General features: G+C 47.9%; 17 protein-coding genes. 9 read left to right on the top strand and 8 right to left on the bottom strand.

What is annotated here, in order from left to right; translation table 11 throughout:
* Positions 1-14: 14 nt before the first annotated feature.
* On the top strand, positions 15-3,293 hold the full coding sequence (locus tag ACYVGO_RS04175) for a histidine kinase dimerization/phosphoacceptor domain -containing protein (RefSeq protein ID WP_460967729.1): 3,279 nt from the start codon (positions 15-17) through the stop codon (positions 3,291-3,293).
* A gap of 270 nt (positions 3,294-3,563) precedes the next feature.
* Here ACYVGO_RS04175 and ACYVGO_RS04170 read toward each other — a convergent pair whose 3' ends face one another.
* Together ACYVGO_RS04170 and ACYVGO_RS04165 are read right to left on the bottom strand one after the other, a co-directional pair.
* The gene (locus ACYVGO_RS04170) at positions 3,564-5,615 is read right to left on the bottom strand and encodes a sigma 54-interacting transcriptional regulator (RefSeq protein WP_460967727.1); all 2,052 of its coding nucleotides are present in this window, start codon (positions 5,613-5,615) and stop codon (positions 3,564-3,566) included.
* On the bottom strand, positions 5,599-7,872 hold the full coding sequence (locus ACYVGO_RS04165; RefSeq protein WP_460967726.1) for a tetratricopeptide repeat-containing sensor histidine kinase: 2,274 nt from the start codon (positions 7,870-7,872) through the stop codon (positions 5,599-5,601). The genes ACYVGO_RS04170 and ACYVGO_RS04165 overlap by 17 nt, the downstream gene beginning before the upstream one ends.
* 563 nt (positions 7,873-8,435) lie before the next feature.
* Here ACYVGO_RS04165 and ACYVGO_RS04160 point away from each other — a divergent pair.
* The 5 genes from ACYVGO_RS04160 (at position 8,436) to ACYVGO_RS04140 (ending at position 13,373) form a co-directional block, all read left to right on the top strand.
* Positions 8,436-9,266 carry an alpha/beta hydrolase gene (locus tag ACYVGO_RS04160; protein ID WP_460967724.1) on the top strand — a complete coding sequence of 277 codons (831 nt, stop codon included), beginning with the start codon at positions 8,436-8,438 and terminating at the stop codon, positions 9,264-9,266.
* 38 nt (positions 9,267-9,304) lie between these two features.
* A complete protein-coding gene (locus ACYVGO_RS04155; RefSeq protein WP_460967722.1) occupies positions 9,305-10,129 on the top strand; it encodes an alpha/beta fold hydrolase in 825 nt (274 codons plus the stop codon).
* A 101-nt stretch (positions 10,130-10,230) separates the two neighbouring features.
* Positions 10,231-11,733: an aldehyde dehydrogenase family protein gene (locus ACYVGO_RS04150; protein ID WP_460967720.1), complete on the top strand. Its 1,503-nt coding sequence runs from the start codon at positions 10,231-10,233 to the stop codon at positions 11,731-11,733.
* A gap of 48 nt (positions 11,734-11,781) precedes the next feature.
* On the top strand, positions 11,782-12,537 hold the full coding sequence (locus ACYVGO_RS04145; protein ID WP_460967719.1) for an SDR family oxidoreductase: 756 nt from the start codon (positions 11,782-11,784) through the stop codon (positions 12,535-12,537).
* 53 nt (positions 12,538-12,590) lie between these two features.
* Entirely contained in the window at positions 12,591-13,373 is a 783-nt protein-coding gene (locus ACYVGO_RS04140) for an alpha/beta fold hydrolase (protein ID WP_460967717.1), read from the top strand.
* Positions 13,374-13,953: 580 nt separating this feature from the next.
* On the opposite strand, the gene ACYVGO_RS04135 is transcribed toward ACYVGO_RS04140, so the two are convergent.
* Positions 13,954-14,184: a hypothetical protein gene (locus ACYVGO_RS04135; RefSeq protein WP_142770561.1), complete on the bottom strand. Its 231-nt coding sequence runs from the start codon at positions 14,182-14,184 to the stop codon at positions 13,954-13,956.
* Between the two features lie 837 nt (positions 14,185-15,021).
* Here ACYVGO_RS04135 and ACYVGO_RS04130 point away from each other — a divergent pair.
* Together ACYVGO_RS04130 and ACYVGO_RS04125 are read left to right on the top strand one after the other, a co-directional pair.
* A complete protein-coding gene (locus ACYVGO_RS04130; RefSeq protein ID WP_460967715.1) occupies positions 15,022-15,846 on the top strand; it encodes an alpha/beta fold hydrolase in 825 nt (274 codons plus the stop codon).
* Positions 15,828-17,066, top strand: a complete 1,239-nt coding sequence (locus tag ACYVGO_RS04125; RefSeq protein WP_460967713.1) for an ATP-binding protein — start codon at positions 15,828-15,830, stop codon at positions 17,064-17,066. Before ACYVGO_RS04130 ends, ACYVGO_RS04125 begins: the two co-directional genes overlap by 19 nt.
* Positions 17,067-17,475: 409 nt before the next feature.
* Here ACYVGO_RS04125 and ACYVGO_RS04120 read toward each other — a convergent pair whose 3' ends face one another.
* The 5 genes from ACYVGO_RS04120 to ACYVGO_RS04100 form a co-directional block, all read right to left on the bottom strand.
* Positions 17,476-18,702, bottom strand: coding sequence for a HupE/UreJ family protein (locus tag ACYVGO_RS04120; RefSeq protein ID WP_460967711.1), 1,227 nt, complete (start codon positions 18,700-18,702; stop codon positions 17,476-17,478).
* A 130-nt stretch (positions 18,703-18,832) separates the two neighbouring features.
* Entirely contained in the window at positions 18,833-18,958 is a 126-nt protein-coding gene (locus ACYVGO_RS04115) for a hypothetical protein (protein WP_460967710.1), read from the bottom strand.
* Between the two features lie 3 nt (positions 18,959-18,961).
* On the bottom strand, positions 18,962-20,089 hold the full coding sequence (locus ACYVGO_RS04110) for a DUF3500 domain-containing protein (protein WP_460967708.1): 1,128 nt from the start codon (positions 20,087-20,089) through the stop codon (positions 18,962-18,964).
* A gap of 435 nt (positions 20,090-20,524) precedes the next feature.
* Positions 20,525-21,229, bottom strand: coding sequence for a LytR/AlgR family response regulator transcription factor (locus ACYVGO_RS04105; protein WP_460967801.1), 705 nt, complete (start codon positions 21,227-21,229; stop codon positions 20,525-20,527).
* Positions 21,229-22,377, bottom strand: a complete 1,149-nt coding sequence (locus ACYVGO_RS04100; protein ID WP_460967706.1) for a sensor histidine kinase — start codon at positions 22,375-22,377, stop codon at positions 21,229-21,231. The genes ACYVGO_RS04105 and ACYVGO_RS04100 overlap by 1 nt, the downstream gene beginning before the upstream one ends.
* A 276-nt stretch (positions 22,378-22,653) precedes the next feature.
* On the opposite strand from ACYVGO_RS04100, the gene ACYVGO_RS04095 reads away from it, so the two are divergent.
* Positions 22,654-23,661, top strand: coding sequence for a methylenetetrahydrofolate reductase (locus ACYVGO_RS04095; protein ID WP_460967705.1), 1,008 nt, complete (start codon positions 22,654-22,656; stop codon positions 23,659-23,661).
* Positions 23,662-23,803: the final 142 nt, after the last annotated feature.

Here is a 23,803-nt window from a genome sequence, read left to right as displayed (position 1 = left end):
ACAAACAAGTCAACATGAATGGATACGTTGTTTTTGGGTGGCTCCTCCTGCTATTGTGCCTACCCGCGTCCGCCGGGCAGGCACAATCCACGGTGCTTTACTTCGACGAACCCCCCAAAGAGACGCTGGGCCGCAACCGAAATCAATTAACCATCAATCAATTCTTTACCGACCGCGACGATTTTCTCTGGTTCGTCACCGGCAGTGGCCTGAGCAGGTACGACGGCCATGAGATCGTAACGGTACGATCTGATCCGGCGGATTTGAACTCCCTCTCCTCGGCGCGGGTGGCGGATATGATTCAGGACGAACGAGGCACGTTCTGGATAACCACTCGCGACGGGGGCCTGAATGCCTACAATCAGCGAACCGGCAACGTGGCCCATTTTCGACACCTGCCAACCAACAAGACCAGTCTATCGTCGGATAAGCTCCGGTTTCTTCAACGCGATGAATCCGGTTATCTCTGGATCGGCAGCGATTATGGCATGAATCGGTTCGACCCTAAAACGGGTAGCACCGTCCGTTTTTTGCCCAAACCAGGCGAGTCAGGGCAGTTGCAGGGTAACCCACTGTCGCCTATTCTGGTGGAATCGGGCCGCGCCAGGCCGCACGATGTTTACGTTTGCACAACGGCTGGATTCGAGCAGTTTGATCGATCAAATAATCAATGGCGGTGCTTTCCGACTGTAAATAAATCAGGGGTGCCCATCCCTAACGTCCCTGATGGTCTCAATGTGATTAACGGCCTCTGCAAAGATCGTCAGGGCCTGATCTGGATGGGTGTTCCGGACCAAACCGGGCTGCGGGTTTTTAACCCCAAAACAGGGCAAATCAAATGGTTCGATAGGCGAACGGTCGACGGCAAACCCATTCCGTTTCCAAAAGTGATCCTGGAAGATCGGGCGGGTCGACTTTGGCTTTGCTGCGATAACGACCTCTTCCGTATTTCAGCCGACCGGACCGTCGTGGAACAATGCACACCCATAGCCATCAGCAATGGGGAACAACTCAAAGAGTTGGTAACCCTCTACGAAGATGGCCAGGGGTTAATCTGGCTGGAGAGGGCGAGCGACAAAAATCCGCTTTTTTTCGACCCCCGCCAGGAACGCCACCCCAACATTCCACTGCCAAAATTTACTAACACCGCCGGTGCGGTTCCGGCCCGGCCTGGATTGGCCCGGCCCGTAACGGAGTCCCTCATGCCCGACTCGGAAGGCTTCCTTTGGATCAGTACCGATTTGGGTCTGATTCGATACAAGCCGGGCCCGGCCTGGATGGGCCAGTCCAGGCCGGGCCAGAATGAGATGAAGATTGTACTGAAACAGCCCTTGACCTATTTCACCCTACCGCTTCCAGGTGCGACCGGAACCGGCTACGATCCATACCTGCTGGTCGGTGCGGAAGCTGGCCTGTTCGTTTACAATAAAAAGACAGGTCATCTAACACGTGTTCGTTTAGACAAGGCCGGGAGTAAGACGATCCCGAATGCCATCGCTTCGGTTATTGACCGGGATGGTGACCTCTGGATTTCGACCTGGGGGCAGGGGCTTTTTCGCATTCCCAAAGGCAGCTTATCGGTCGAGACGGGGCTGGTGAGTACCTATGAACAGTGGAAAAACGATCCTACCAACGCCAACAGCTTATTGTCGAACACGCTGCAAAAGATTGCGGTCGATGCCCAGAACACGGTGTGGGTGTGCGGAGCCGCTCACGGCCTTAGTCGGGTGAACAAACGAACCCGACAAGTGCAGCGGTTTGTACTCCGGCAAGGCGACCCTTATGGACTAGCCAGCAACTACACGTTTGCGCCCCTGATTGATAAGCAGGGCGATGTGTGGGTAACGAGTGGGTATGCGGCTCCCTTACAGAAGCTGTCGGTCAAAACGGGGAGATTCAAAAAATATAGTGCAGCAAACGGGTTCACGGATGATTATTTTGCTCACGCTACCCTCGACAGGGCCGGTAAAATCTGGCTCAATCAGAATCAGGTGGTATCCTGTATAGACCCTCTTACGGAGCGCGTAACCACGTTTCCACAGTTTGTAGGCAACTCGGTTTATTCTACGCCCATTACAGCACTGGCTACTACCGGCGAAATATATTTCGGTTGCCAGAACAACTTACGGAGGTTTGGGCCAAACGATACCATCCATACCATTCCTAAAGCCTCATCACCGCTGCGGTTGGTGGGCGTTTCCTGCTTCGACATCGACGGGACGCAAACCATGCGTCTCCTGCCCCCAGATCGCTGGCGAGCCAATGAGCTGGCATTGTCGCACCGGGAAAACACCTTAGAACTAAAATTTGCGCTGCTGGATTACCGAAACACCAGCAGTCGTGCCTATGCCTATTCCCTGACCGGACCGAATGACGAGCCACAATGGGTAAGCATCGGCCTGAAAAACACCGTTGATTTTGCCCAGATGAAGCCGGGAACGTACCTGTTCCACCTGAAAGCCCGCAATAGCGACGGAATCTGGACAAATCTGGCACCCCTCCGCATACACATCAGCCCGCCCTGGTGGCAAAGCCTTTGGGCCTATGCGGCTTATGGGCTGGTGCTGCTACTCGGCTTTTGGTATTTATTGAAGGTCCGTCTGCGTGAACAGGCCCGTGAACTGGCCCTGCAGGAAGCCGTTGTCATTAAACAACAGCGCGACGAGATTGCTCAGAAAAACGCCCAGAACGAACTCCTGCTGAAAGAGATTCATCACCGGGTCAAGAATAATCTGGAAGTGGTGTCAAGTTTGCTGGCATTACAATCGGCTAAAGTTACTGACCCTAACGTACAGGAAGCCATACAGGCCAGTCAAAACCGGGTGCAGAGTATGGGCATCATTCACCAGAAACTGTACCAGGGCAAGCAGTTAGGGGCTATCGAAATGCGCGATTATTTTAACAATCTGGGTGAAAGCATTCTCGATTCATTCGATGCAGCCAGTCACATTACCATTGTCTGTTCGATGCCCGAGCTGGTACTGGATATTGACACGGCGGTTTCCATAGGACTAATAACGAATGAATTGATAACCAACTCGCTTAAATATGCCTTTATCGGTAAAGACAACGGCACAATTCGCATCAGCCTGACGCGGATGGGCGACGATTCGTTGCTGTTGCAGGTAGCCGACAATGGTATCGGTAAACAGCCTGTGGAAGCAGTCAACGAAACGGGCTTCGGCACCCAGTTAGTGGAACTGCTTACCCGCCAGCTCGAAGGTAGGTTGACCTACGAAAACCAGGACGGAACGCTTATCAAACTTCGCTTCAACCGGCCAGCCATTGCCTAAATCCAGTCAAAAATCAGAACTCTGTATTCGACCGTTCGCTTATCTGGTAACCAATTTCCTGTTTTCGATAGAGGTCGTTTTCACTATGTAACGAATCTATTGATTATCATACCCTTTCGTCTCCTTCTTCGACTGGCTGTTTAAGAGCACTAAAAGGGTTGTCAATCCAAACTAAAATGCACTTAATATTGTGCTAATGAACGACTTATATCAGACTAAGAAGCATCTAGAATCGTCCACGTAAACCTCCGAATAAAGGCAGGCCAAGATTTATTTACTTTTAATACCTAATTTCTCCATACGGTATTCTAAAGTAGTTGGTTTCAAACCCAGTAGTTCAGCAGCCCCACCTTTACCCCGAATTTTGCCATTCGTTTGTATAAGTACCGATAGAATATAATCGCGTTCAGTTTGCTCATGCCTTGACTTTACATCCGATAATGTCTTTGGTTCTGTTATAGGTGTTGGCACCTGATTTGACTTATTAACAGGATCGTTGATTGATGGGTGGCCGGAACTGGGGTTAGTTATAATCCAGTTGTTAGCCAATGATCGGCCGAGTGTGAGCGGTCCCAGGCCATCGCTGATGATGACTGCCTGCTCAATAATATTCTCCAATTCTCGAATATTGCCTGGCCAGGCGTAGCTAAGGAGTTCTGCTAAAGTTGTTGAGCTAATTCCTGGACTTGATTTCCCCATTTTCTGGCTATACTTCTGCGCAAAGAAATGAGCCAATAAAGGAATATCCTCTGGCCTTTCCCGAAGGGCCGGTAACAGGATTGGAAACACACTCAATCGATAATACAAGTCCAGGCGGAAACGGCCCTCGGCCACTTCCTTTTCTAAATGCCGGTTTGTAGCGGCAATCACCCGTACATCGGTTTGAATGGTTCCTTTTCCTCCCAGGCGTTCAAATTCTTTTTCCTGTAACACACGCAGGAGCTTCGCCTGCAAGTCCAGGGGCATTTCACCGATTTCATCCAGAAAAATGGTGCCCTGATGCGCCAGTTCAAACTTCCCTATCCGCCGTTCGGCTGCTCCGGTAAATGCCCCTTTTTCGTGCCCAAATAACTCAGATTCAATCAAGTTCATGGGTAGGGTAGCGCAATTTACTTTCACCAGCAACTTATCTTTCCGGGACGATAACGTATGAATAGCGCGGGCAAACAACTCTTTTCCCGTACCGCTTTCACCCATTAGGAGCACAGTAGCGTCGGTAGGGGCAACCTTCTCGACCTGTTTGAACACATGATGGAGTTTGGGGCTTGTACCCACAATCTCATTAAAGCTGGCCGTTGTCTTTACTTCTTCCTGTAAATACTTATTTTCTCTGCCTAATTGCTCATTCAGACGGGCAATCTCATCAAAAGCCAGCAAACGCTCCAGGGTGAGTCTAACCGATTGCTGCAACCGCTCCAGTAGCGATACATGGTCAGGTAGATAGGCATCCGGTTGGCGGCTATAAAAGGAAATCGTAAAGAGGCTTCCCTGCGTAGTGGATAGAGTTGCTAGTAGATTAGCTTGTAATGAAAAGGTTTTCGCAATGATCTGTGTTAAACGGAAGCGTTGGCAAGACTCCGCATACTCGTTTCCGGTAAGCAGGCTAATGCCGTCCAGAGGGGGGAGTTCGGCCCGTAACTGATCGTATTTCTGCGCCGTTAACCCAGTCATTCGTAGAAAATCAACTGAATGAATGGTCTGGTACTCGTTTAGTCCGATTCTGAAGAAACTACAGGATCGGGTGGTCTTTCCTTCGTCAAGGCTGAGCGTAATTAAATCGAACGGAATAAAGGGCTGCAGACAGGTTGCTACGTTTAGCAGTTTTTGCACCCAATCATTGACTTCTGACAGCGCATTCGTCAACGAAATCTGAAGCATTTTTTCCTCCCGAAGTTTCTGCTCCAAACTATGGGCGTGGCGATAAAAGGCAATTTCCAGCGTGTAAAGAATATCTTTCGAACGAAACGGTTTAACAATATACCCGTAGGGCTGCGTTGCTTTTATTTCGTGCAGAACACCATCATTCGCATTAGCCGAAATGTAGATAAACGGAATGTGCTGGGTCCGCAACGTTCGGGCAAAGTCTAAGCTCGTTTCGCCCCCCTTCAGGTAAATGTCCAGCAGCACCAAATCTGGTTGATGGTCAGCAAGAAGGTCCTGAGCTTCCTGCACGCTGACGGCAATCCCAACGACTGTATAGCCAGCGTCCAGGAGTATATCTTCCAGGTTGTCGGCAATCAGCAGTTCGTCCTCCACAATCAGCACCCGAGCACCCGGATTAACCGTTTTTCCAGCAACGGCGAGATTAGTTGAGGTGGGCATGATGCGGCTGAAGTTTGATTACCGGAAATGAAACGGATATTCTGACTCCTCCTTTAGTTTCAACCTGGAATATACCGCCCAATTGCTTCGTTAGGCGACGCATGATATTCGCCCCCATGGATCCCTGACGACGAAGATCAACGTTTTCAGGTAAACCCACGCCGTCATCCTCAACCACTAGTTGGTAGTTTTCGTCGTCCACTTGAGTCAATGACAAGTTTATCGTACCACCTTGCTCATCAGACGGGTACCCCGCAGGAAAGGCGTACTTTAGGGCATTGGTAATGGCTTCGGTAATGATTAGACCTAGCGGAATTGCCTGTGAGACATCCAGTTCCAGCGGAGCTAACTGGTAGTGGAAGGTGATCTGTTCCTCATGATTAAATGATTCTTCCAGTTGGTCGACTACCTCGCGGATATAAGTTGACATATCGACGTGCGACAGGCTGTCGGAGCGGTACAGTTTCTGGTGTATAAGCGCCATAGCACGCACCCGGTGCTGGCTCTGCTCAATAGCCCGAATGGCACCTTGATCGGAGAGGTATTTACTCTGGGTGTGCAGCAAGCTGATTGTCAGTTGCAGGTTATTTTTTACCCGGTGATGAAGCTCTTTTAATAGCCATTCTTTTTCACTGACCAAAGCCTGAAGCGACTCATTTTTGTCGTTGATTTCTTTTTGGTGCCGCTCCAATCGTCGACTATTTCGTAGTTTAATCATGTACCGGTTATAGAGTAGCGCTACGATTAATAATAATAGAACAATACTGACCAGGGTGACATTCTTCAAATTATTTGCCTGCTGCAACTGCGTTTTTTGTAGTAACCCCTGTTCAGTCAAAAACCGAATGTCTAAATCTTTTTTAGCTGTTTCATATTTAACCTGCACTTCCTGAATTTGCTTGTTTTTGGCTTCATTAAAAATGGTATTGTTTATTAATTGAGCCTGATTTAAATGATTAATAGCCGACAAATAGTCACCTCCTGAGGAATCGGCCTTAAAAAGCATTTTCTGAATATCACGTATTGTTGTAAATGCATGTACATGGCTAGCTTCAAATAATGCTTTCTTAAAATGAATAATCGCATTGGCAAACTGTTTTTTTTCGTAATAGTAACAACCAATATCATATTCGACATCACCTGTAATTTCATTATATTTCCCTAAAAAATTGGCAAACTCGATCATTTGCTCATTATACTTCTCCGCTACTGGCTGATTATGAATATTATTGTAATAATAAGCGAATGTTCTGGCTAAACTGGCTTTGCCATAATAATCGGCAGGCGGATGTTCATTTGAAAAGGTTTTAATGAAACTCAATGCTTCTTTATGTCTATTTAGCGCAATTAACTCCCGAACAAATAGGCCAGCTTCCCGGACTGTGTAAAAGTCAACGGGATTCGAAATAGGGCAGTTGAACACTTTCCTGTAGTAGCGTATGCAATTCTCTGTCTGCCCCAGTTCATGATATATATTAGCTAATCGGCTATACAGATTGACTGCGCCAGCTTTGTCGTTCGTTTTTTCCATGCTTTCCACGCATAGTAGGGAATAGTGCAGGCATTTTTTATAATCTCCTCTACGATGATTAATAACAGACAGATAGTTATATACATAGTGCAGGTTTGGAAAATGGATCGCTTTATAGTTAGCTAGTAGTTGAAAAAATTCTTTTTCAGCCAGATCGAATTTATCTTGCATTAAGTGTACATCGGCAATATACATTTGCGTTTCTAACACTTTCACCGTATTATTTAATCGCTGATATAAAGCCGTTATTCGCTCAAAACAATTTAATTTTGTCAGCCCAACCGTATCTCTTTTCGGCAGGATAAAGGCAATCCTATGCCATATCTGTATCTGATTTTCAATCGATTTCAGCTTACCAATAGTGTTTGATAGGTATATGCTATATTGTTTTCCCTTATTTATATCTCCTACTTTATAATAATACTCGCCTAAAAAATAGAGTATTTCTTCCCGCCATTTCAGCGAATGAAGCTCATTATTCTTTTTTTCTGCTCGTTTAATAAATATAAAAGCACTGTCTATATCAATTCGGGTAGCTTCATTTTTAAACATGTAATAATCGGCCATTTGCAACGCAAACTCCACTTGCTTGTCGCCTGATTCAGCACCTTGATATTGTGTCAGTATCTGATCTAATGGTTTATTTAATGCCAGCTGCGCATAGACTGCTTCGAGGGAGAACAGGGCTATTCCAGTTAGTAAGGAAAGCTTTCTGAGGATATTCATCCGTTTTGCATGGAGTAAGTTCTTCTGTTAAAGCGTTTGCAGCTAAACCAAAGAGTTCATTTTTCATAGGGTGAAGCTACTGCCTGTTGAGGCTTAAAAACTGATTCAAGATAGTACAGAATAGCCAACAAGCCATTGACCAACAGCTTGTTTTTGGCCGTCATCACTTCCATTCAGAACATCAGTCGTGGCCGAGTTACCCTCGTTGTTAAGGGCCATCAACCAATTTAAATGCCAATCAATGTAATGTGGTCCAGCAGTAAGCTATGGCCTAAACAGCAAAAAGGTTCCTCGTGTATTCTCCCAGAATCTCCAGAAATCTCCAGTTTCACCCAGATTTCACCAAGATTTTTTGGCTGGCTAACTGATTAATGCTGGTAATCAGCGAAGTTCATTTTTACATCAAAATCCCTTTTATAAACTGCCAGGCCCTATTTCATGAGGTTCGTAAGCTCTTTCCGGATCGGCCTTACAGGTTTGGTATGACACTTGGTATCCAGACAAGCAGTGGCCGCTTAAACGTGATCGAATCCTGATACTGTTTTAACCAAACAACTGAAATCATGAAACCTGTTCGTCCCAAAACCATCGTTTTTATTACCGGTGCCTTTGTTAGCAATGATTGCTGGCAGGAGTGGCAAGCTTATTTTCAGCAGAAGGGATACACGACCCTCGCTCCGGCCTGGCCCCACAAAGGTGCCCCGGCCGACGTATTACGTAACCGCCAGCCGGATGCCCAGATTGCCTCCAATCGGCTGGCAGAACTGACGAATTATTACGCTCAGATTGTTGGGCAGTTACCTGAAAAACCCATTTTAATTGGTCATTCCATTGGTGGTCTGATGGTTCAGCTCTTATTGCAGCGGGGTCTTGGAGCAGCAGGAATCGCCATTCATTCGGTTCCTCCGCAGGGGATATTCACCTTCAAACTGTCGTTTCTCAAAGCAGGTTGGAAGGCGCTCGGTTTTTTCACCTCCACTAAGGAATCGTATCTGATGTCGTTCAAAGATTGGCAATATGCCTTTACCAATGGCATGCCAGTGGAACAGCAAAAAACGGCTTACCACCAGTTCGCCATTCCTGAATCCAAACTCATTGTTCGGGATACCATTACCTCAGCAGCCCACGTCGATTTTAGTAAGCCTCATGCGCCCCTGTTGCTCACAGCTGGTAGTACAGATCACACGATCCCGGCCTCGCTCAACTACGATAACTACCTCAAATACCAGCATGCCGATTCGGTAACGGACTATAAAGAGTTCAAAGGGCGCAATCACTTTGTGCTGGGGCAACCTACCTGGAAAGAAGATGCCGACTACATTCTATCCTGGCTTAACAAGACCTTACCTCAAACTGAAATGCCCCCTCAGTTCATGAAAATCAATCACGAATAATGTGCCTCTTTCGTCCACGTATCAACCAATCAATTCCCATGAAAACCATCCTCCTATCCGTATTACTCCTGGTAACGGGCATTGTTACCCTATCGTCATGTTCAAAAGATGACGCGGTTACGTCTGCGTCCAAAACGTTTGTGCTGGTACACGGAGCCTGGCAGGCACCCTATGCCTGGCAGGCCGTTAAAGATCAGTTGGTACAGCAAGGTCAACATGTAGTGGTAGTCGAACTGCCTGGTCATGGAGCGGACAATACCTCACTTACTACCTTATCCATGGATGTATACCGGGATAAGGTCGTGGCTGCGATAAACGCTCTCCCCGAAAATGTGATTTTGGTTGGTCATAGTATGGGGGGGATGGTTGTATCGACCGTTGCGGAAAAAATCCCCGGCCGAATCGACAAACTGGTTTATATCGGGGCATTTTTACCGGCCAATGGCCAATCCCTGCTGGCGCTGGCTTCCACAGATAGCACCTCGCAACTGGGTCCCGCTTTAATACCCTCTGCGGACCAGCTTACGTTGGGTATCAAACCTGAGAATTTAGCCCCCCTCTTCATTCAGGATGGGTCAGATGCCGTGAAAAAGCAGGTTATCGATAACTACCGGGCTGAACCGTCCATTCCCTTCACCAATCCGGTTACGCTGACGGCAACCAATTTTGGAAAAGTACCCAAATATTACGTGTATACGGCGCAGGATCATGCGGTGGGCCTAAATCTGCAAAAACGTATGGTAGCCGCAGCCGGAATTAAAAGTACATACACACTCAATAGTAGTCATTGCCCGTTCCTGTCGATGCCAACTGAGGTGACAGTGCTACTTCAGGATATTGCAAAACAAGTTCCAGCCCAATAAAAACTCACCTCACGGATGCGGCCGTCCCAACCGAAACGTCGGACCCTCCTTCTACTGACTCAGACGAGAGACGAATCAAACAGTCTTAATCCTTTCCTATTATGCTAACCCTAGAAGCAGCCATTGGTCTCGATGACCAACAGGCACCGGTCAATTACACAGCGTTAAATAAGCAGTTTATTCATGGGCAATGGGTTGATGGACAGGAAGATGCTCCCATTGACAACCTGAATCCATTTACGAATGAAGTTATTCATACGCTTCATTCGGCAGGAACGACTGATGTGGATGTTGCCTTTGAGGCTGCTAAACAGGCATTTCCTACCTGGGCCGCCACAAATCCGCTCGTTCGTCGGGATATATTACTGAAAGCAGCTGCAATTCTGCTGGAACGTCAGGAGGAGTTTATTGACTGGCTCACCCGCGAAACCGGAAGCACTTATTTAAAGGGCTTGCTTGAAGTGCAGCAATCTCACGATATTCTGGTAGAAGCGTCCTCGTTTCCTACCCGCATGCATGGACGTACCACCACCTCAACAATTGATGGAAAAGAGACATACGTATACCGAAGACCGTTAGGTGTTGTAAGCCTGATTAGCCCCTGGAATTTCCCTCTATACCTCTCCATGCGGACAATCGCTCCTGCCCTGGCGGTTGGCAATACGATGGTTGTCAAACCGGCCTCACAATCCCTGGTTACGGGCGGAACAATCATTGCCAAACTGTTGGAAGAAGCGGGTATTCCTGCCGGTGTGTTTAATGTAGTGGTTGGCCGGTCGGACATCATGGGGGATTACTTCACGGCTCATCCCTATTCGAGAATGGTTTCGTTTACGGGGTCTACGCCAGTGGGAAAAGGGATAGGACGAATTGCTGGGGAAGGGCTCAAAAAGTCGGCGCTGGAGTTGGGAGGCAACAATGTATTCATGGTTCTGGATGATGCCGATGTGGATAAAGCCGTTGACGGGGCCGTGTTTGGGCGATTCCTGCATCAGGGTCAGGTTTGCATGGCTACCAATCGCATTATCATTCACGAAAGTTTGTACGAAGAGTTTAAAACCAAATTTGTGGCCCGGGTAAATCAACTTCCCTATGGGGATCCGGCGGATAAAAGCACAGTGGTTGGCCCCCTGATCGATCATAAATCGGTTCAGCGTATTCTGGGCATTTTGCAAAGTGCCGTAGCGGATGGTGCTGTTGTCGAAACCGGAAACAGAGCCGAAGGGAATGTCCTGCATCCCACCGTTCTATCAGGTGTCACTAAACACATGCGTGTGTTCAAAGAGGAAATCTTTGGCCCAGCTGTAGGCCTGGTTTCCTTTGCCAACGACGAGGAAGCCATCGAGTTGGCCAATGCAACCGACTTCGGTTTGAGTGGTGCTTTGTATACCCGAGATATTTACCGGGGCATGCAACTGGCCCGGCGCGTGGAAACAGGTATGATGCACATCAACGACCAGTCGGCTAACGACGAAGTGCATACCCCATTCGGGGGTGAAAAATCATCGGGAACCGGTCGCTTTGGTGGTGATTTTATTCTGGAAGAACTGACGACCGTTCAATGGGTGAGTGTTCAGAAAGTGGCACGGCAATATCCGTTTTAACTCGGTGTTGCGTGTCAGCAGGCATTAACCTTACTTCAACACACAACCATGAATCGACTTCAAAATAAAGTAGCCATTATTACAGGCGGAAGCAGTGGTATCGGCCTGGCCACTGCCAAAGAATTTATCGCTCAGGGAGCCACTGTTCTGATTACCGGACGTAGTGAGGAATCACTGGCTCAAATCACCGCTGAACTGGGAGAAAAAGCACATGGCATTGTCTGGGATGCCAGCATTCCAGACAATGCAGACCATTTGTCATCCTTCGTGCAGGCCAACTTCTCCAGTATCGACATTCTGTTCATCAATGCAGGGGTGGCCAAATTTGCCCCTTTTGAGAAAATGACGGAAGCCATTTTTGACGAAAGTATAAACACCAATGTTAGAGGGGCTTATTTCACCATTCAGGCGCTTGTTCCTTTTTTTAAAAATGGCGGCTCTATCATTTTAAACACGTCTATCAATGCCCACGTTGGCGCACCCGGTGCTAGTGTATACGCAGCCACGAAAGGAGCCTTGCTGACGATGGCCAAAAATTTATCTACCGAGCTAATTGCTCACCAGATACGGGTAAACGCCATTAGTCCAGGGCCGGTCGATACGTCTTTGCATAGTGCAACCAAACTCGGCATTTCGGATCAGCAATTGATCCAAATGAATCAGGGAATTATTGAGGCTATTCCGCTGGGGCGCTTCGGAAGGCCAGAAGAAATTGCCAAGGTTGCCCTATTCTTCGCATCGGACGATTCCTCATTTGTGGTGGGTGCCGAGCTGATCGTGGATGGCGGCATGTCAATGGGCTAAAACAGCTATAGGAAGCTACTTAACGGTAGCTCCCAAGTTTAACCAAAACAATCATGTACACACTTAACCGCTCTTTGGGCGTTCTAACCAGCATTATTATGGCAGTTTCAACAATCGGCGGAGTAGCCGCTCAATCGACAAAAACAGGAGTAACCAACGTAGTACTTGTTCACGGTGCATTCGCTGATGGGTCAAGCTGGTCCAAGGTTATTCCTTTATTGGAAGCCAAAGGCCTTACTGTAATTTCTGTACAAAATCCACTAACCTCACTGGCCGACGACGTAGCAGCTGCTAAACGGGCCATCGCCTTACAGAACGGCCCGGTGCTGTTAGTGGGTCACTCCTGGGGTGGCGCGGTGATCACCGAAGCGGGCAACGACCCCAAGGTAGCCGGGCTGGTATATGTGGCGGCTGGTGCGCCCAACGAAGGACAGTCGTTTGGTGAGATGGGCCAGGCCGCCCCTCCTGCTCCAGGTTTTGGTGAAGTCAGACCCGACGCTTCCGGCTTTCTTTCCCTAACAGCCAAAGGCATTAAAGAAGATTTTGCCCAGGATCTGTCCGAAGCGGAGACTAAGCTTATGTTTACTACGCAGGGCCCCTGGTCGGCCAAAGCAATCGACGATAAAATTTCCAAAGCTGCCTGGAAAACAAAGCCCTCCTGGTACATTGTTGCCAGCGGAGATCGCATGATCAATCCAGAACTTCAGCAAACCTTAGCGAAGAAGATCAAGGCAACCACCCTTACACTCACGTCCAGCCATGTTCCCATGGTCTCACAACCGGAGAAGGTAGCCGCTTTTATTATCGAAGCAGCCAGTCATGTAAACGGGCACTAAATTAGAAAGTCTCTCGTCAAGGCCTGCCCCTAAATTAGGGCAAGCCTTGACGAGAGACTTTCAGAAGGGCTAGTACTAGCTGACGTAGGTGCCTTTTGTCCCAACTATCTTCCCAACCCGGATTTTACCAGAGTTTGGAAATGCGTTGGTTCAGCATGTAGTTAAAAAGAGCATCGGCCTGCTCCCATGTACGAGTAGCTAGACGCAGCTGTCCCATTAATATAGTATATATTCTCAGAGGCATGTATACGTGTACAGCTATCTCCGGTAATAGCAGTTGAAATTATCCTGATTACAGCCGACAAACGCTATTTACGATTCCGGGGGCAATACGGGAGGGGACGCTTTCTTGTACCCAAGCGAATGGGTACTCCGTAAAGTATCTACGAATTACGTTTCCTGGACTCTGGCTCCTTTTTGGATACTTTGACACGACACCGTCTACCAGCCAACAGATCGATCCGTATGTTCAGTCAAAACTGAAAGCAGCAGCATTCCTGGGGGATGACCTAACTTAGGTATAGACCTACTTCATTAGTTTGCTAACCACATGTCTACTTTAGATCTGAAAAAGCATCGTTTAAGGTGCTTTTTCAAGTTCCTGATAAACCTGCTTGAGATGTTTGACAATCAGTGAAATATATACAGGTTCGTTTAAGCTCCATTCCTCTACTTCAATATCAGGAAGCCTAAGTTCAATCGTCGTCTCAATCTCCTTAATCCAAATCGAAACAATACGCCCCAGGAAATGGGGGTTATTTGTCTCAATATAGGGGGTTACCGTCGGTAGGGCATTTTGTATTTTTTGCATTAGGCGGCCCTCAAAACTACTCCCAGTTGCTCTCACTATAGTATGATATTACTGCCCTAATCAGGCGTAGCGTAGTGTAGAATCTGGCAACAGCGAGTCCAGAAAAGTTACCTACAGCGGGAGTACACCTTGTTATAACTTTTTGTTTTATTATATTCATATAGCCCTATCAATTAGGGTTATTATCCCAACTTTAGTCCCGTAAACATTCTTCTGTAGTAAAACGAATAATACTACCAACGCAGCGGCATCTATTTAAAGAGGCAGGGGAGCCTTTAGGCAGGACTGTTCCAGATAGAGGTAGCCTGTTCGTGAGCACCGGTTATTGCTTGTAGCTGCCTGTTACAAGCAATAACCGTTAAATGTTATACCTAAAAGAGCATTCATTTTATCAAGTGCAAACGAGCATTTATAGTATAATTTCGTCATAATGCCGTTTCGTGCTTTAAGAAGAATAGGGCGAAAGCCCTAATTTTAAGAGTTTAAGCTCATTTTTGGGGTGATAATATGATAGCATACAAATGCTTCACTTATCATTTGTATTTTCAAAAAGTGAAGCATGGCCTTGTCAATCCGATCTGGACTTTATGGCGACTTATTACGTTTGACCAAGCAGAAAGACCTTGATTTAGTTACAATCCAAGTATTTGTAACAAGTGCCGGTTAACCTGTTCGTTCAAAAAGCCCTCAATAGGAGAGTCAGCTAGTTCCTTCCGGCCAAGTGTTATCTAAGCAGACAGGTACATATACCCTGCTTAAACCTCCTATTTAAGTGTATACTCTAAGTTTACCGCTTGTTTTTCCTACCTTTATTGGAAGCCTCTCCTTATTGCTGTATTGGAAACATCCATTCTAACTCGTAATCATGTCACTATTCGGGGCTCCGGGCATCAACCCATGCTGTTTGCCCACGGATTTGGGTGCAGTCAGCAGATGTGGCGATTCATTACCCCAGCCTTCGAGACAGACTACCGACTTATTTTATTTGACTATGTCGGCTCCGGTTCGTCCCAGCTCAGCGCCTATAACCCCGACCGCTACAATAACCTTAATGGCTACGCCCAGGATGTGCTTGACATCTGTACAGCGCTGGATTTGACCGACATCATTTTTGTGGGCCATTCAGTTAGCTGTATGATTGGCTTGCTGGCTTCACTAAAAGCGCCTGAACGGTTCAGTCGCCTGATTTTGATCGGGCCTTCACCCTGCTACATCAATGACGGGGCGGAGTATGTGGGCGGATTTAACCGCACCGATATTGAGGAGTTGTTACTGACCATGGAGAAGAATTATATCGGTTGGGCTAATTTTTTGGCACCTGTGGTGATCAATGATCCAGCGCAACCTGAGCTGACCCAGGAACTAAGTGAAAGCTTCTGCTCAACGGACCCCCTCATCGCCCGCCAGTTTGCTCAGGTAACGTTTTTATCCGATAATCGCCTGGATATCGCCAAGTCGACAGTTCCGGGCCTGGTCCTGCAATGCACTCAGGATTTAATTGCTCCCCTTGAGGTAGGCATGTACGTACATCAACATCTGCGGGATAGCCAACTGGTCCTGCTGAATGCAACAGGGCACTGCCCCCACCTAAGTGCACCCCAGGAGACGATACAGGCCATAAACGCGTACTTACAGCCAACCCAGTGCTTAAACGGACAATGAACGGTTTGTCGGATGAGTTACTCAACCAGATGCCAGGTGGCTATTTCTACTTCACCGAGGAGGGCATCTTACTGGGAATTAATCAGACCCTACTTGATCAGCTAGGGTATGACGCCCCGGACATGGCTGGCAAGCCCGTGGAAGCGCTGCTCACCATCGCCAGTCGGATTTTTTACCAGACCCATTTTTATCCACTGCTGAAACTACAAGGCAAAGCCGACGAAATTTTCCTGTCTCTGCGGATGAAAAATGGGCAGGCTCTTCCTGTCTTGCTGAATGCAGCTAGCCTGAAGCAGGGCGATTCCCGAGTCTACCAGTGTGTCTGCCTGCCGGTACGCCAACGTCAAAAGTACGAAGAAGAAATTCTACAGTCCAAACGCGAGGCCCAACAGGCCCTGCGTGAAAACAAGGAGTTGCTCGAAGCCAAACAAACGTTAGAGCAGCATCAGCACTTGCTGGATCAACAGCTAACCGAGTTAGCCCAAAAGAATCAGCAACTCTGGCAGTTTAGTAAGTTGATTACCCACGATCTCCAGGAGCCGTTGCGCAAAATAACGCTGTTGGCAGATGCTTTACGGCAGGAAGAAGGTCAGGGCCTGGTGCTGGATGAGGGGAAATTACTGGATCGGATTATGGCAGCCAGTCAGAGCATGCGGGCCTTAATCCGAAGGCTGGGGGACTATCTCTCCCTGGAAGTCGATCCAGAACGGATCGGCCTGATTGACTTGCAGCAGGTTGTAGTAAACGCCAGCGAACGAGTCAGTCAGCAGCATGTAACAAATATCCGCTTAGTGACGCACGACCTGCCTCAGATTGAGGGAGACAGGGGGCAGTTAGTCAACTTGTTCATTGAACTGATGACTAATTCCGTTTTAATTAGTCATCAACCGGCTCATCCCCCGCTGGAAATTACCATTACTGGCCAGCTCATCGAGCAAAATAGTTTCCGTTCACTACCGGGCAAGTATCGCTACGAGGACTTTATTCGGATTACCTATTCGGATAATGGTCCGGGTCTCAAGATAGGACTGGGTGACCAGTTATTTCTCATTCACAAGAATACTAGTGCTGGTTTGTTGAAGTTAGGGTTTGGGCTGGCCATCTGCAAAAAGATTATCGATAATCACGGGGGTATGATTTCAGTGACTCCGAACAGTGGATCAGGAGCTGAGTTTGTTATCTTGTTGCCGGTTCGGCACCACAACTTGATAACCAACTAAGTACAGGTTAAAGACCAAGCCCGTCGACCTTTGTTGGCAAACACTCATCTATGATGTGACGACCTATCTCTTAAATAACCTCGGGTGCATTCTCTCAGGCTAAACCAGAAAAATCTTCGTAGATGTGCTGGTGACAAAATAGCCAGACTCCCTGCGCAGTACAAATTTGACCCCCAGATCATTGGAATGGCCCCGTGTTGATTCGCTCGTAACCAGAATGGCTGAGCCTGTCCGATATCAGCCCACCCACCAACTTCAACTTGGGCTTGCCAGCTTGATCGATTGGCGTGTTGGGCGACTTCGTTGTAGGCGCTAAAACTGGTTAAGACAAGCACCAGAAACAGGCGTCCAACAAATCGTTGGTCGATAATGGATAGCATCTCAGAGGGGAATATAGCTTCGTAAGCAACTATAGTACAGGAAGTTGATTCGCTCGCTTCATTCGCCAGGAGAGCAATAGGGCCATAAGAGCTAATACGCCCAGCCCATATGGAGCATAACTAGCCACCTGCTCTACCTCTTTAGTTAAGAAATTAGGTTGGCCCGTGATGCGCTCAACCACCCAGGCCAGGGCCGCAATAGCAGCCAGGAAAGCTCCGGTCAACCGGACAATCCGGTAAGTTGGTGTACGACTGAGCAGCATCAACCAGGGAATGGCCAGGCCAATAATCAGGAGCTGCATCAATTCAATACCCAGATTAAAGCCCAGAATACTCAGCGCCATTGGCCCCATATCCAGTTGCAGATTGGCTAACGTACTGGCAAACGCCAGCCCGTGAACCAGACCGAAGCCAGCAGCTATCCAGGCTTCCCGACCCGGAAACAAAGGTCTAACGGCATGAGCCGCCGACACTAGAATCGACACCGCAATCAAAATTTCGACGGGTTGGGCGGGTAACCGCACCCAACCCATTGCCCCCAGCAATAGGGTTAGTGAATGGCCGATAGTGAAGGCAGTAACGATCAGCAAGATATGCCGAAGACTATAGCGAACTCCACCAAACCGGCTCCAACGCTTCCCAACCACGAGTAGCGGAGCGGGCAATAGTAACACGAGTAAAAACAGTAAATGGTCGGTTCCTTCCGCAATGTGTTGCGTACCTAACTTTATCATCGCGGTAAAGCCTGTCCAGGGGCTACCCGATGCCAGGTTAATCGGCAACGGCAGAATACGATCGTTGACGATGTCTAAACTGATTGTACCCACCTGCACGGGTTCCGCTTCGACCAGTTGCCCGCTTTCCCAATCCTGGCGAACCGACACCAGAATTTTATGGGTCCTCACCTGATGTAACACGACGTCGTAGTGAAAGGTAAACTGCCGCACGTCTTCGCCCGACGGAGGCATCATCTGCACCTGAGCGGTTAGCTCGCGATACACGCCGTTGATCGGGTTCTGGCTTTCATGGACAGTCAGTTTCCCAACCGATACCGTCCAGAAACGCCCGTCGGGACTTTGCGGATGAATGTGCATTTTCATATACGCCCGCAGTTGAGGGCCCAGCCGCTCCACCAGCCCAGCCGATGAATCGTTGACCGCATGGCCCCAGGCCGATTGCAATTCGACCAGTGGAATCTGAAGTTCGGCATCAATGCGGTTGGCGTGCACGTTCAGCAACACCACCGAATTAGGCATGGGGTGAGCTGTGGATAGGGTTGGTAGCCAAGCTACCAAGAAGCCAATTAAGTAAACCATCAGCCGTCCGACTGGACGGCTGATGATAAAAAATAGGTGTTTCACGAGCGAAAAATTACTTTGTACCACCCTAGTCTGTGGTATGATCCCGCCAGACCGAGTGCGGGTGCGGTGTATTTTTAATGATAACCCCGCCCTGATAGGAAAACTCGATCCAGACATTAGGACTATCACTTACCAGAATGTATCGCTTCATCTGTTAGTTACCACCATAGTCTGTGGTATGATCCCGCCAGACCGAGTGGGAATGGGGTGTATTCTTAATGATAACCCCGCCCTGATAGGAAAACTCGATCCAGACACTCGGCCCATCAATACGCACATAATCGCCTTGCGAACTCATCGCGGTTGTTCCTGAATAAGCGATGTAGGTATTGGCTAACTCCGAGGTATACTTGGTTAGTACGGAAGCTGCCAGGCTCGCATCCAGATCGCTGACATACAACTTAATGGCACTTAAAACCAGCGCCTGCTTGTCGCTGCTCAGATTGCTCACCAGCAGACCGGACTTGGTAGCCGGAAATTTACCATCCTGCCCGGGCCCCAGTACCAGATCATTGTAAGTGCCGGATAATTTTGCCGTCGTTTGCTCGGCTGTACTCAGCCCCGTTAGCATGGCGGCAAAAGCTACTCGCTCCTGCTCAAAGGCCTGGTATGTACGACTGGCTGTGGTCACAGCCGCCTGAGGCTCGGTGCCCCGGAAAGCGGGGGTAACACCCGTATTCGCTCCGCCGTTAAAGGTGAAAGGCTGGGTGTAATGGTGGCCGGTGAACAGAATCGCCCACAAGCTCGACGTACTAGGCGTACCCAGAATCGAGATATAATAATTACCAGCCCCGTAATCTGAACCTCCGCCAATGGTGTTGAGGTAATCATCGGCTACCAGATTGCCGATCATCTCATCATAACCTTCGTTCGTTGTGTTTAGCGCCAGCACAGCTACCATCAGGTTGCGGAAGGCGGCTAGTTGGGTGTCGCTGAGTGAGCCCAGGCTGATCCCTATTCGGGCGGATAGACCCGCGGGCAGGTTCGACCATTTTTGGGCGTTTGATTTGGAATAGGTGAGTTGAGTGGTGGCCAGTTGCGTACTGGATAAGGTCGCTTTAAAAGCTTCGGTCAGGCAGACGATCTGAGCAACACCGGTTGAGGTACAGGTTGTAGTTGTAGCCGTAGCGGACAGAGCCGTTGTAATTGAGCTGGAGCTACTTGTTGTCGAACCTGTTGAACTGGAACTGGTGGAGTCAACCTCCGTTGATTTACAGGATTCGAAGAGGTTACAGAACCCCAGGAGGATTAGCAGGGAGATAGCTAGGTTAATTCGTTTCATGATGTATGCTTCGTAATTCTACGTAACGCCTGTTTGCTTTTGTACTCTAGTACTTAAAACCGGTAATCACTGTTGCACAGCCAATGCCTTGGTGGGGTAAAGAGCCAAAATGTTGTGGCGAATGAGCTGTTTATTGATTGATCAGCATGGATAATCCGGCACTTTCTCCACCGGCGGGTTATGCTGACAGGACAAAGGTCGTCTGTAAAAAAAGGGGGTAAAAAAAAGAGTGGTCAACCCTATTAGTTTAGGGGTAATTAGGCTGGATTTGTGGCGAATAAGGAAAATTCTGGGGTTAAACCAGTCTGCCGACTAAGCCGAAAATGTTCATCAATACGTGTTTAAACGAATCGTGCAGCAGCCACCGAACCTGGCGACTGCTGCACGTTCAAAATCAATTAATCAGGATACGAAAAGCCGCTTACTTAGGAGCTTTTATTTCATAAACAGGCTAAAAAAATCTTTTTCATAGCTACTTCCAATCGGAATTTCTTCTTCGCCTATTAGAATCATACGACCACGGATCGATTGAATTTTATCGATGGCGACAATGAAGGACCGATGAACGCGAATGAATTTAGTGGCAGGTAACTTGTCCAGTATGGCTTTTAAGGTAAGCCGTAAAACCACGGGTTGTCCTTCCCGCACATGAATCTTGAGGTAGTTATCCAGCCCCTCAATAAAGAAAATATCAGCAACAGTCACCTTTACCAGACCGTAATCAGACCGAAAGAAGAGCTGCGTCGGTTCTGACTCTGAAAGGTTTTGGCTGTTTATCTGCTGGAGTGTACGCCACCGGGCCTGGGCGCGCTGCATGGCTTTGTTGAACCGCTCGAAGGTGTAAGGTTTAAGAAGATAATCTGCGGCTTCTACGTCGTAGCTCTCCAACGCATACTCACTATAGGCCGTCGTGAAAATAACGAGGGTTTGCTGCGTGATGGATTTAAAAAAGGCTAATCCCGACTCCTTCGGCATATTAATATCCAGAAAGATTAAATCGACGGGATTGCTTTCGAGATAGATACGAGCTTCGCCTGTTCGGGTGAAGGTTTTGACCAGATCTACAAAATCAATTCGACTACAGAAGGCTTCGATTACATCCAACGCAGGACGTTCATCATCCAACGCTATTGCTTTCATCATGATAAGGTAAGAGTTAAGGTGACGTGGTAATGCAATGGGGTATCCTCAATGACTAGTTCATGTTCAGCCGGATAAAGGAGTCTTAGCCGTTCCCGGGCATTTTTCAGCCCAACCATCATTGATTTTTCCAGTTGATTAACGTCAACCTTGTTGTTAGCCACATATAACCGTAGCTGCTCATCTTTAATGGATAAATGGATGATAATCAGGGAATCTTCTTCTGGACTAACGCCATACTTGAACGCATTTTCAATGAAGGAGAATAGCAGTAGCGGTGCTATTTGTAACCCATCCCCGTTTCCTTCCAATTGGTAATCTATCTGAACCGCATCCCGCAAGCGTGCCTTTTGTAAATCAATATAGTTAGCTATATAGTTAACCTCGGTTAACAAGGGCACCTTATCCCGGTGGGCATCACGAATAATATAGCGCATAAACTCAGCGAGCTTGACAATCGTATCCGCCGTCCGTTCATCGTTCCGAATCGCCAGGGAATAAATGCTGTTGAGCGTATTAAACAGGAAATGGGGATGAATCTGCGCTTTCAGCTGCTGTAATTCAGCCTTCAACTGATCGGTCTCAACCTGCCGGAGCCGATTAGCCGTTAGCACCGAGATCGATAACAGGGTACTTACACTTCCCAATAAAAAAAAGAGAGCCAGCTTGACGGGCAGTAAGAGCGTAAACGGAGGGCCGTGGTGATCACCTGGCCGTCTTCTGTCTGGCCAAGAGCTATTCGGTGGCCGGGAAGGCCTCTGTTTGGTGTGGGGATAAAAAAAAGGATCAAGCTCGTTTGGATGTGACTGATCAGGGGGAGTAGAATGGGGTTCCAGCATCATTTCCTCCACAAAGATTTGTCGGCCCCAAGCCAGTAGGGTGTTCTCCTGAGGTGGTTTAAAGTAGGCCCACTGCTCGATCCGATACGGAAGAAAGGCAACTGTTAATACGCAACAGGCCGCAACAAGGGTGTACCGTGCATACTGTTTGGCCAGAAACCAGCGCGGAACAAATACGGTGTGGTTATAGTAGGAGAAAAGCAGCAACAAGATATAAGCCAGTCCATTTTGAATAATATGTTCATGTGGGTTAAGTGGTTGCCAGCTCACACCCTGATACATAAAATAGACAAGCGGTAGTGCCGCCAAAGCGATACCAATTAATAATTGTTTACCGTGAATTCTGAACCAGGCCACCATTTCTGGATGTGATGAGTTACAAAATTAAGCTAACCCTAGTGTTGACGAGAATAAATGTGGTTGATGACCCCAATGTTGGGGTAAATGAGTGGCTACCGGCGAAATGAGACGGGCCGAAAATAAGTACATATAGAAGCCATAAGCGATGATGGCGGAAAATTCATTATATAGGTACTATCTTTAAAACCAAATGAAGAAGCCTTAAGCCCTGGTTCAAGTACAATCATGTTTTTAGAAAAGATCAAATCCGGAGAATCTGGCGTGCTACTGTACGGCATCACGCCACCCAAAGCCGGTACGGCCCCTGAACGCGTTGCCGAGATTGCCCAAAAAACCATTGAGCGACTGACTGCTCTGGATATCGATGCCCTCGTGGTGTATGATGTTCAGGATGAGTCGGCCCGGACAACAGAAGAAAGGCCCTTTCCCTTTATAAATGCGCTTGACCCACTTGTTTTTGCGGCTGGTTATCTGGGTACATTAACCATTCCGAAAATCATATACCGCCCTGCCGGCAAGTTTTCTAACGTAGAACTCTCTGATTGGCTGGAAGAACTGCACGACCACAATTTCTATCCTGTTTTTGTAGGTGTGCCAGCACCGGATTACCCGGTAAAAACCAGTCTGCCGGAAGCATACAGGCTCTGGAGCAAACACCAGAACACATCCGTTATCGGCGCGGTAACCATCCCCGAACGGCACAACGTACTGAACGATGAAGATGTCCGGATGCTGGATAAGATGAACTGCGGTGTATCGTACTTTATTTCACAGTGTGTGTTCAATCTTGACTACGCCAAGCAGGTTATCGAAGACCTGACTATCCGTTGTAACACGCAACAGGTAAAAGCCCCGACGATCATTTTCACCATTACCGCTTGTGGATCGACTAAAACACTCCATTTTATGGAATGGTTGGGTATTCACGTACCGGATGAATTGAAAGAGGACCTGAAAAAATCGGACGATATCCTTGAAAAATCGGTGCAGATATGTCTCGACATTGCCACCGAACTGACCACATTCTGCATGGAACGCTCAATCCCTTTCGGCTTCAATATTGAAAGCGTTGCCATTCGCAAAGCAGAAATCGAAGCGTCCATCTATTTAGCTAATCAAATAGGTCAGATGCTGACGGATAAAGGGGTACGAAATCCGTCAGAAGGGAAAGGTATGGAACTCACGAGCGACAGGCAAAACACACTCGATACGTGGGTTACCAAAGATATCTAGAAGAACTACATTCACCTGTAGTTCGAACTCCAGGCGTACGTTTTAAAATTTTTCGGCGATTCGATTGCTACGTATCAAAGTAAGCCTGGCTACCCATATCAGCAACTAGCTGGCGAGGCCTACCCTCTGTCCATTTTTGTAC

The organism is Spirosoma migulaei (genome assembly GCF_054776855.1).
Note: the sequence above shows the minus strand (reverse complement) of the source record. Positions and strands in the feature narration are given on the sequence as shown.

Excerpts from the sequence above, each read along its gene's own strand:
- ACYVGO_RS04175 (WP_460967729.1), top strand. The coding sequence starts at position 15 with ATGAATGGATACGTTGTTTTTGGGTGGCTCCTCCTGCTATTGTGCCTA.
- ACYVGO_RS04170 (WP_460967727.1), bottom strand. The coding sequence starts at position 5,615 with ATGCCCACCTCAACTAATCTCGCCGTTGCTGGAAAAACGGTTAATCCG.
- ACYVGO_RS04165 (WP_460967726.1), bottom strand. The coding sequence starts at position 7,872 with ATGAATATCCTCAGAAAGCTTTCCTTACTAACTGGAATAGCCCTGTTC.
- ACYVGO_RS04160 (WP_460967724.1), top strand. The coding sequence starts at position 8,436 with ATGAAACCTGTTCGTCCCAAAACCATCGTTTTTATTACCGGTGCCTTT.
- ACYVGO_RS04155 (WP_460967722.1), top strand. The coding sequence starts at position 9,305 with ATGAAAACCATCCTCCTATCCGTATTACTCCTGGTAACGGGCATTGTT.
- ACYVGO_RS04150 (WP_460967720.1), top strand. The coding sequence starts at position 10,231 with ATGCTAACCCTAGAAGCAGCCATTGGTCTCGATGACCAACAGGCACCG.
- ACYVGO_RS04145 (WP_460967719.1), top strand. The coding sequence starts at position 11,782 with ATGAATCGACTTCAAAATAAAGTAGCCATTATTACAGGCGGAAGCAGT.
- ACYVGO_RS04140 (WP_460967717.1), top strand. The coding sequence starts at position 12,591 with ATGTACACACTTAACCGCTCTTTGGGCGTTCTAACCAGCATTATTATG.
- ACYVGO_RS04135 (WP_142770561.1), bottom strand. The coding sequence starts at position 14,184 with ATGCAAAAAATACAAAATGCCCTACCGACGGTAACCCCCTATATTGAG.
- ACYVGO_RS04120 (WP_460967711.1), bottom strand. The coding sequence starts at position 18,702 with ATGCCTAATTCGGTGGTGTTGCTGAACGTGCACGCCAACCGCATTGAT.
- ACYVGO_RS04115 (WP_460967710.1), bottom strand. The coding sequence starts at position 18,958 with ATGAAGCGATACATTCTGGTAAGTGATAGTCCTAATGTCTGGATCGAG.
- ACYVGO_RS04110 (WP_460967708.1), bottom strand. The coding sequence starts at position 20,089 with ATGAAACGAATTAACCTAGCTATCTCCCTGCTAATCCTCCTGGGGTTC.
- ACYVGO_RS04105 (WP_460967801.1), bottom strand. The coding sequence starts at position 21,229 with ATGAAAGCAATAGCGTTGGATGATGAACGTCCTGCGTTGGATGTAATC.
- ACYVGO_RS04095 (WP_460967705.1), top strand. The coding sequence starts at position 22,654 with ATGTTTTTAGAAAAGATCAAATCCGGAGAATCTGGCGTGCTACTGTAC.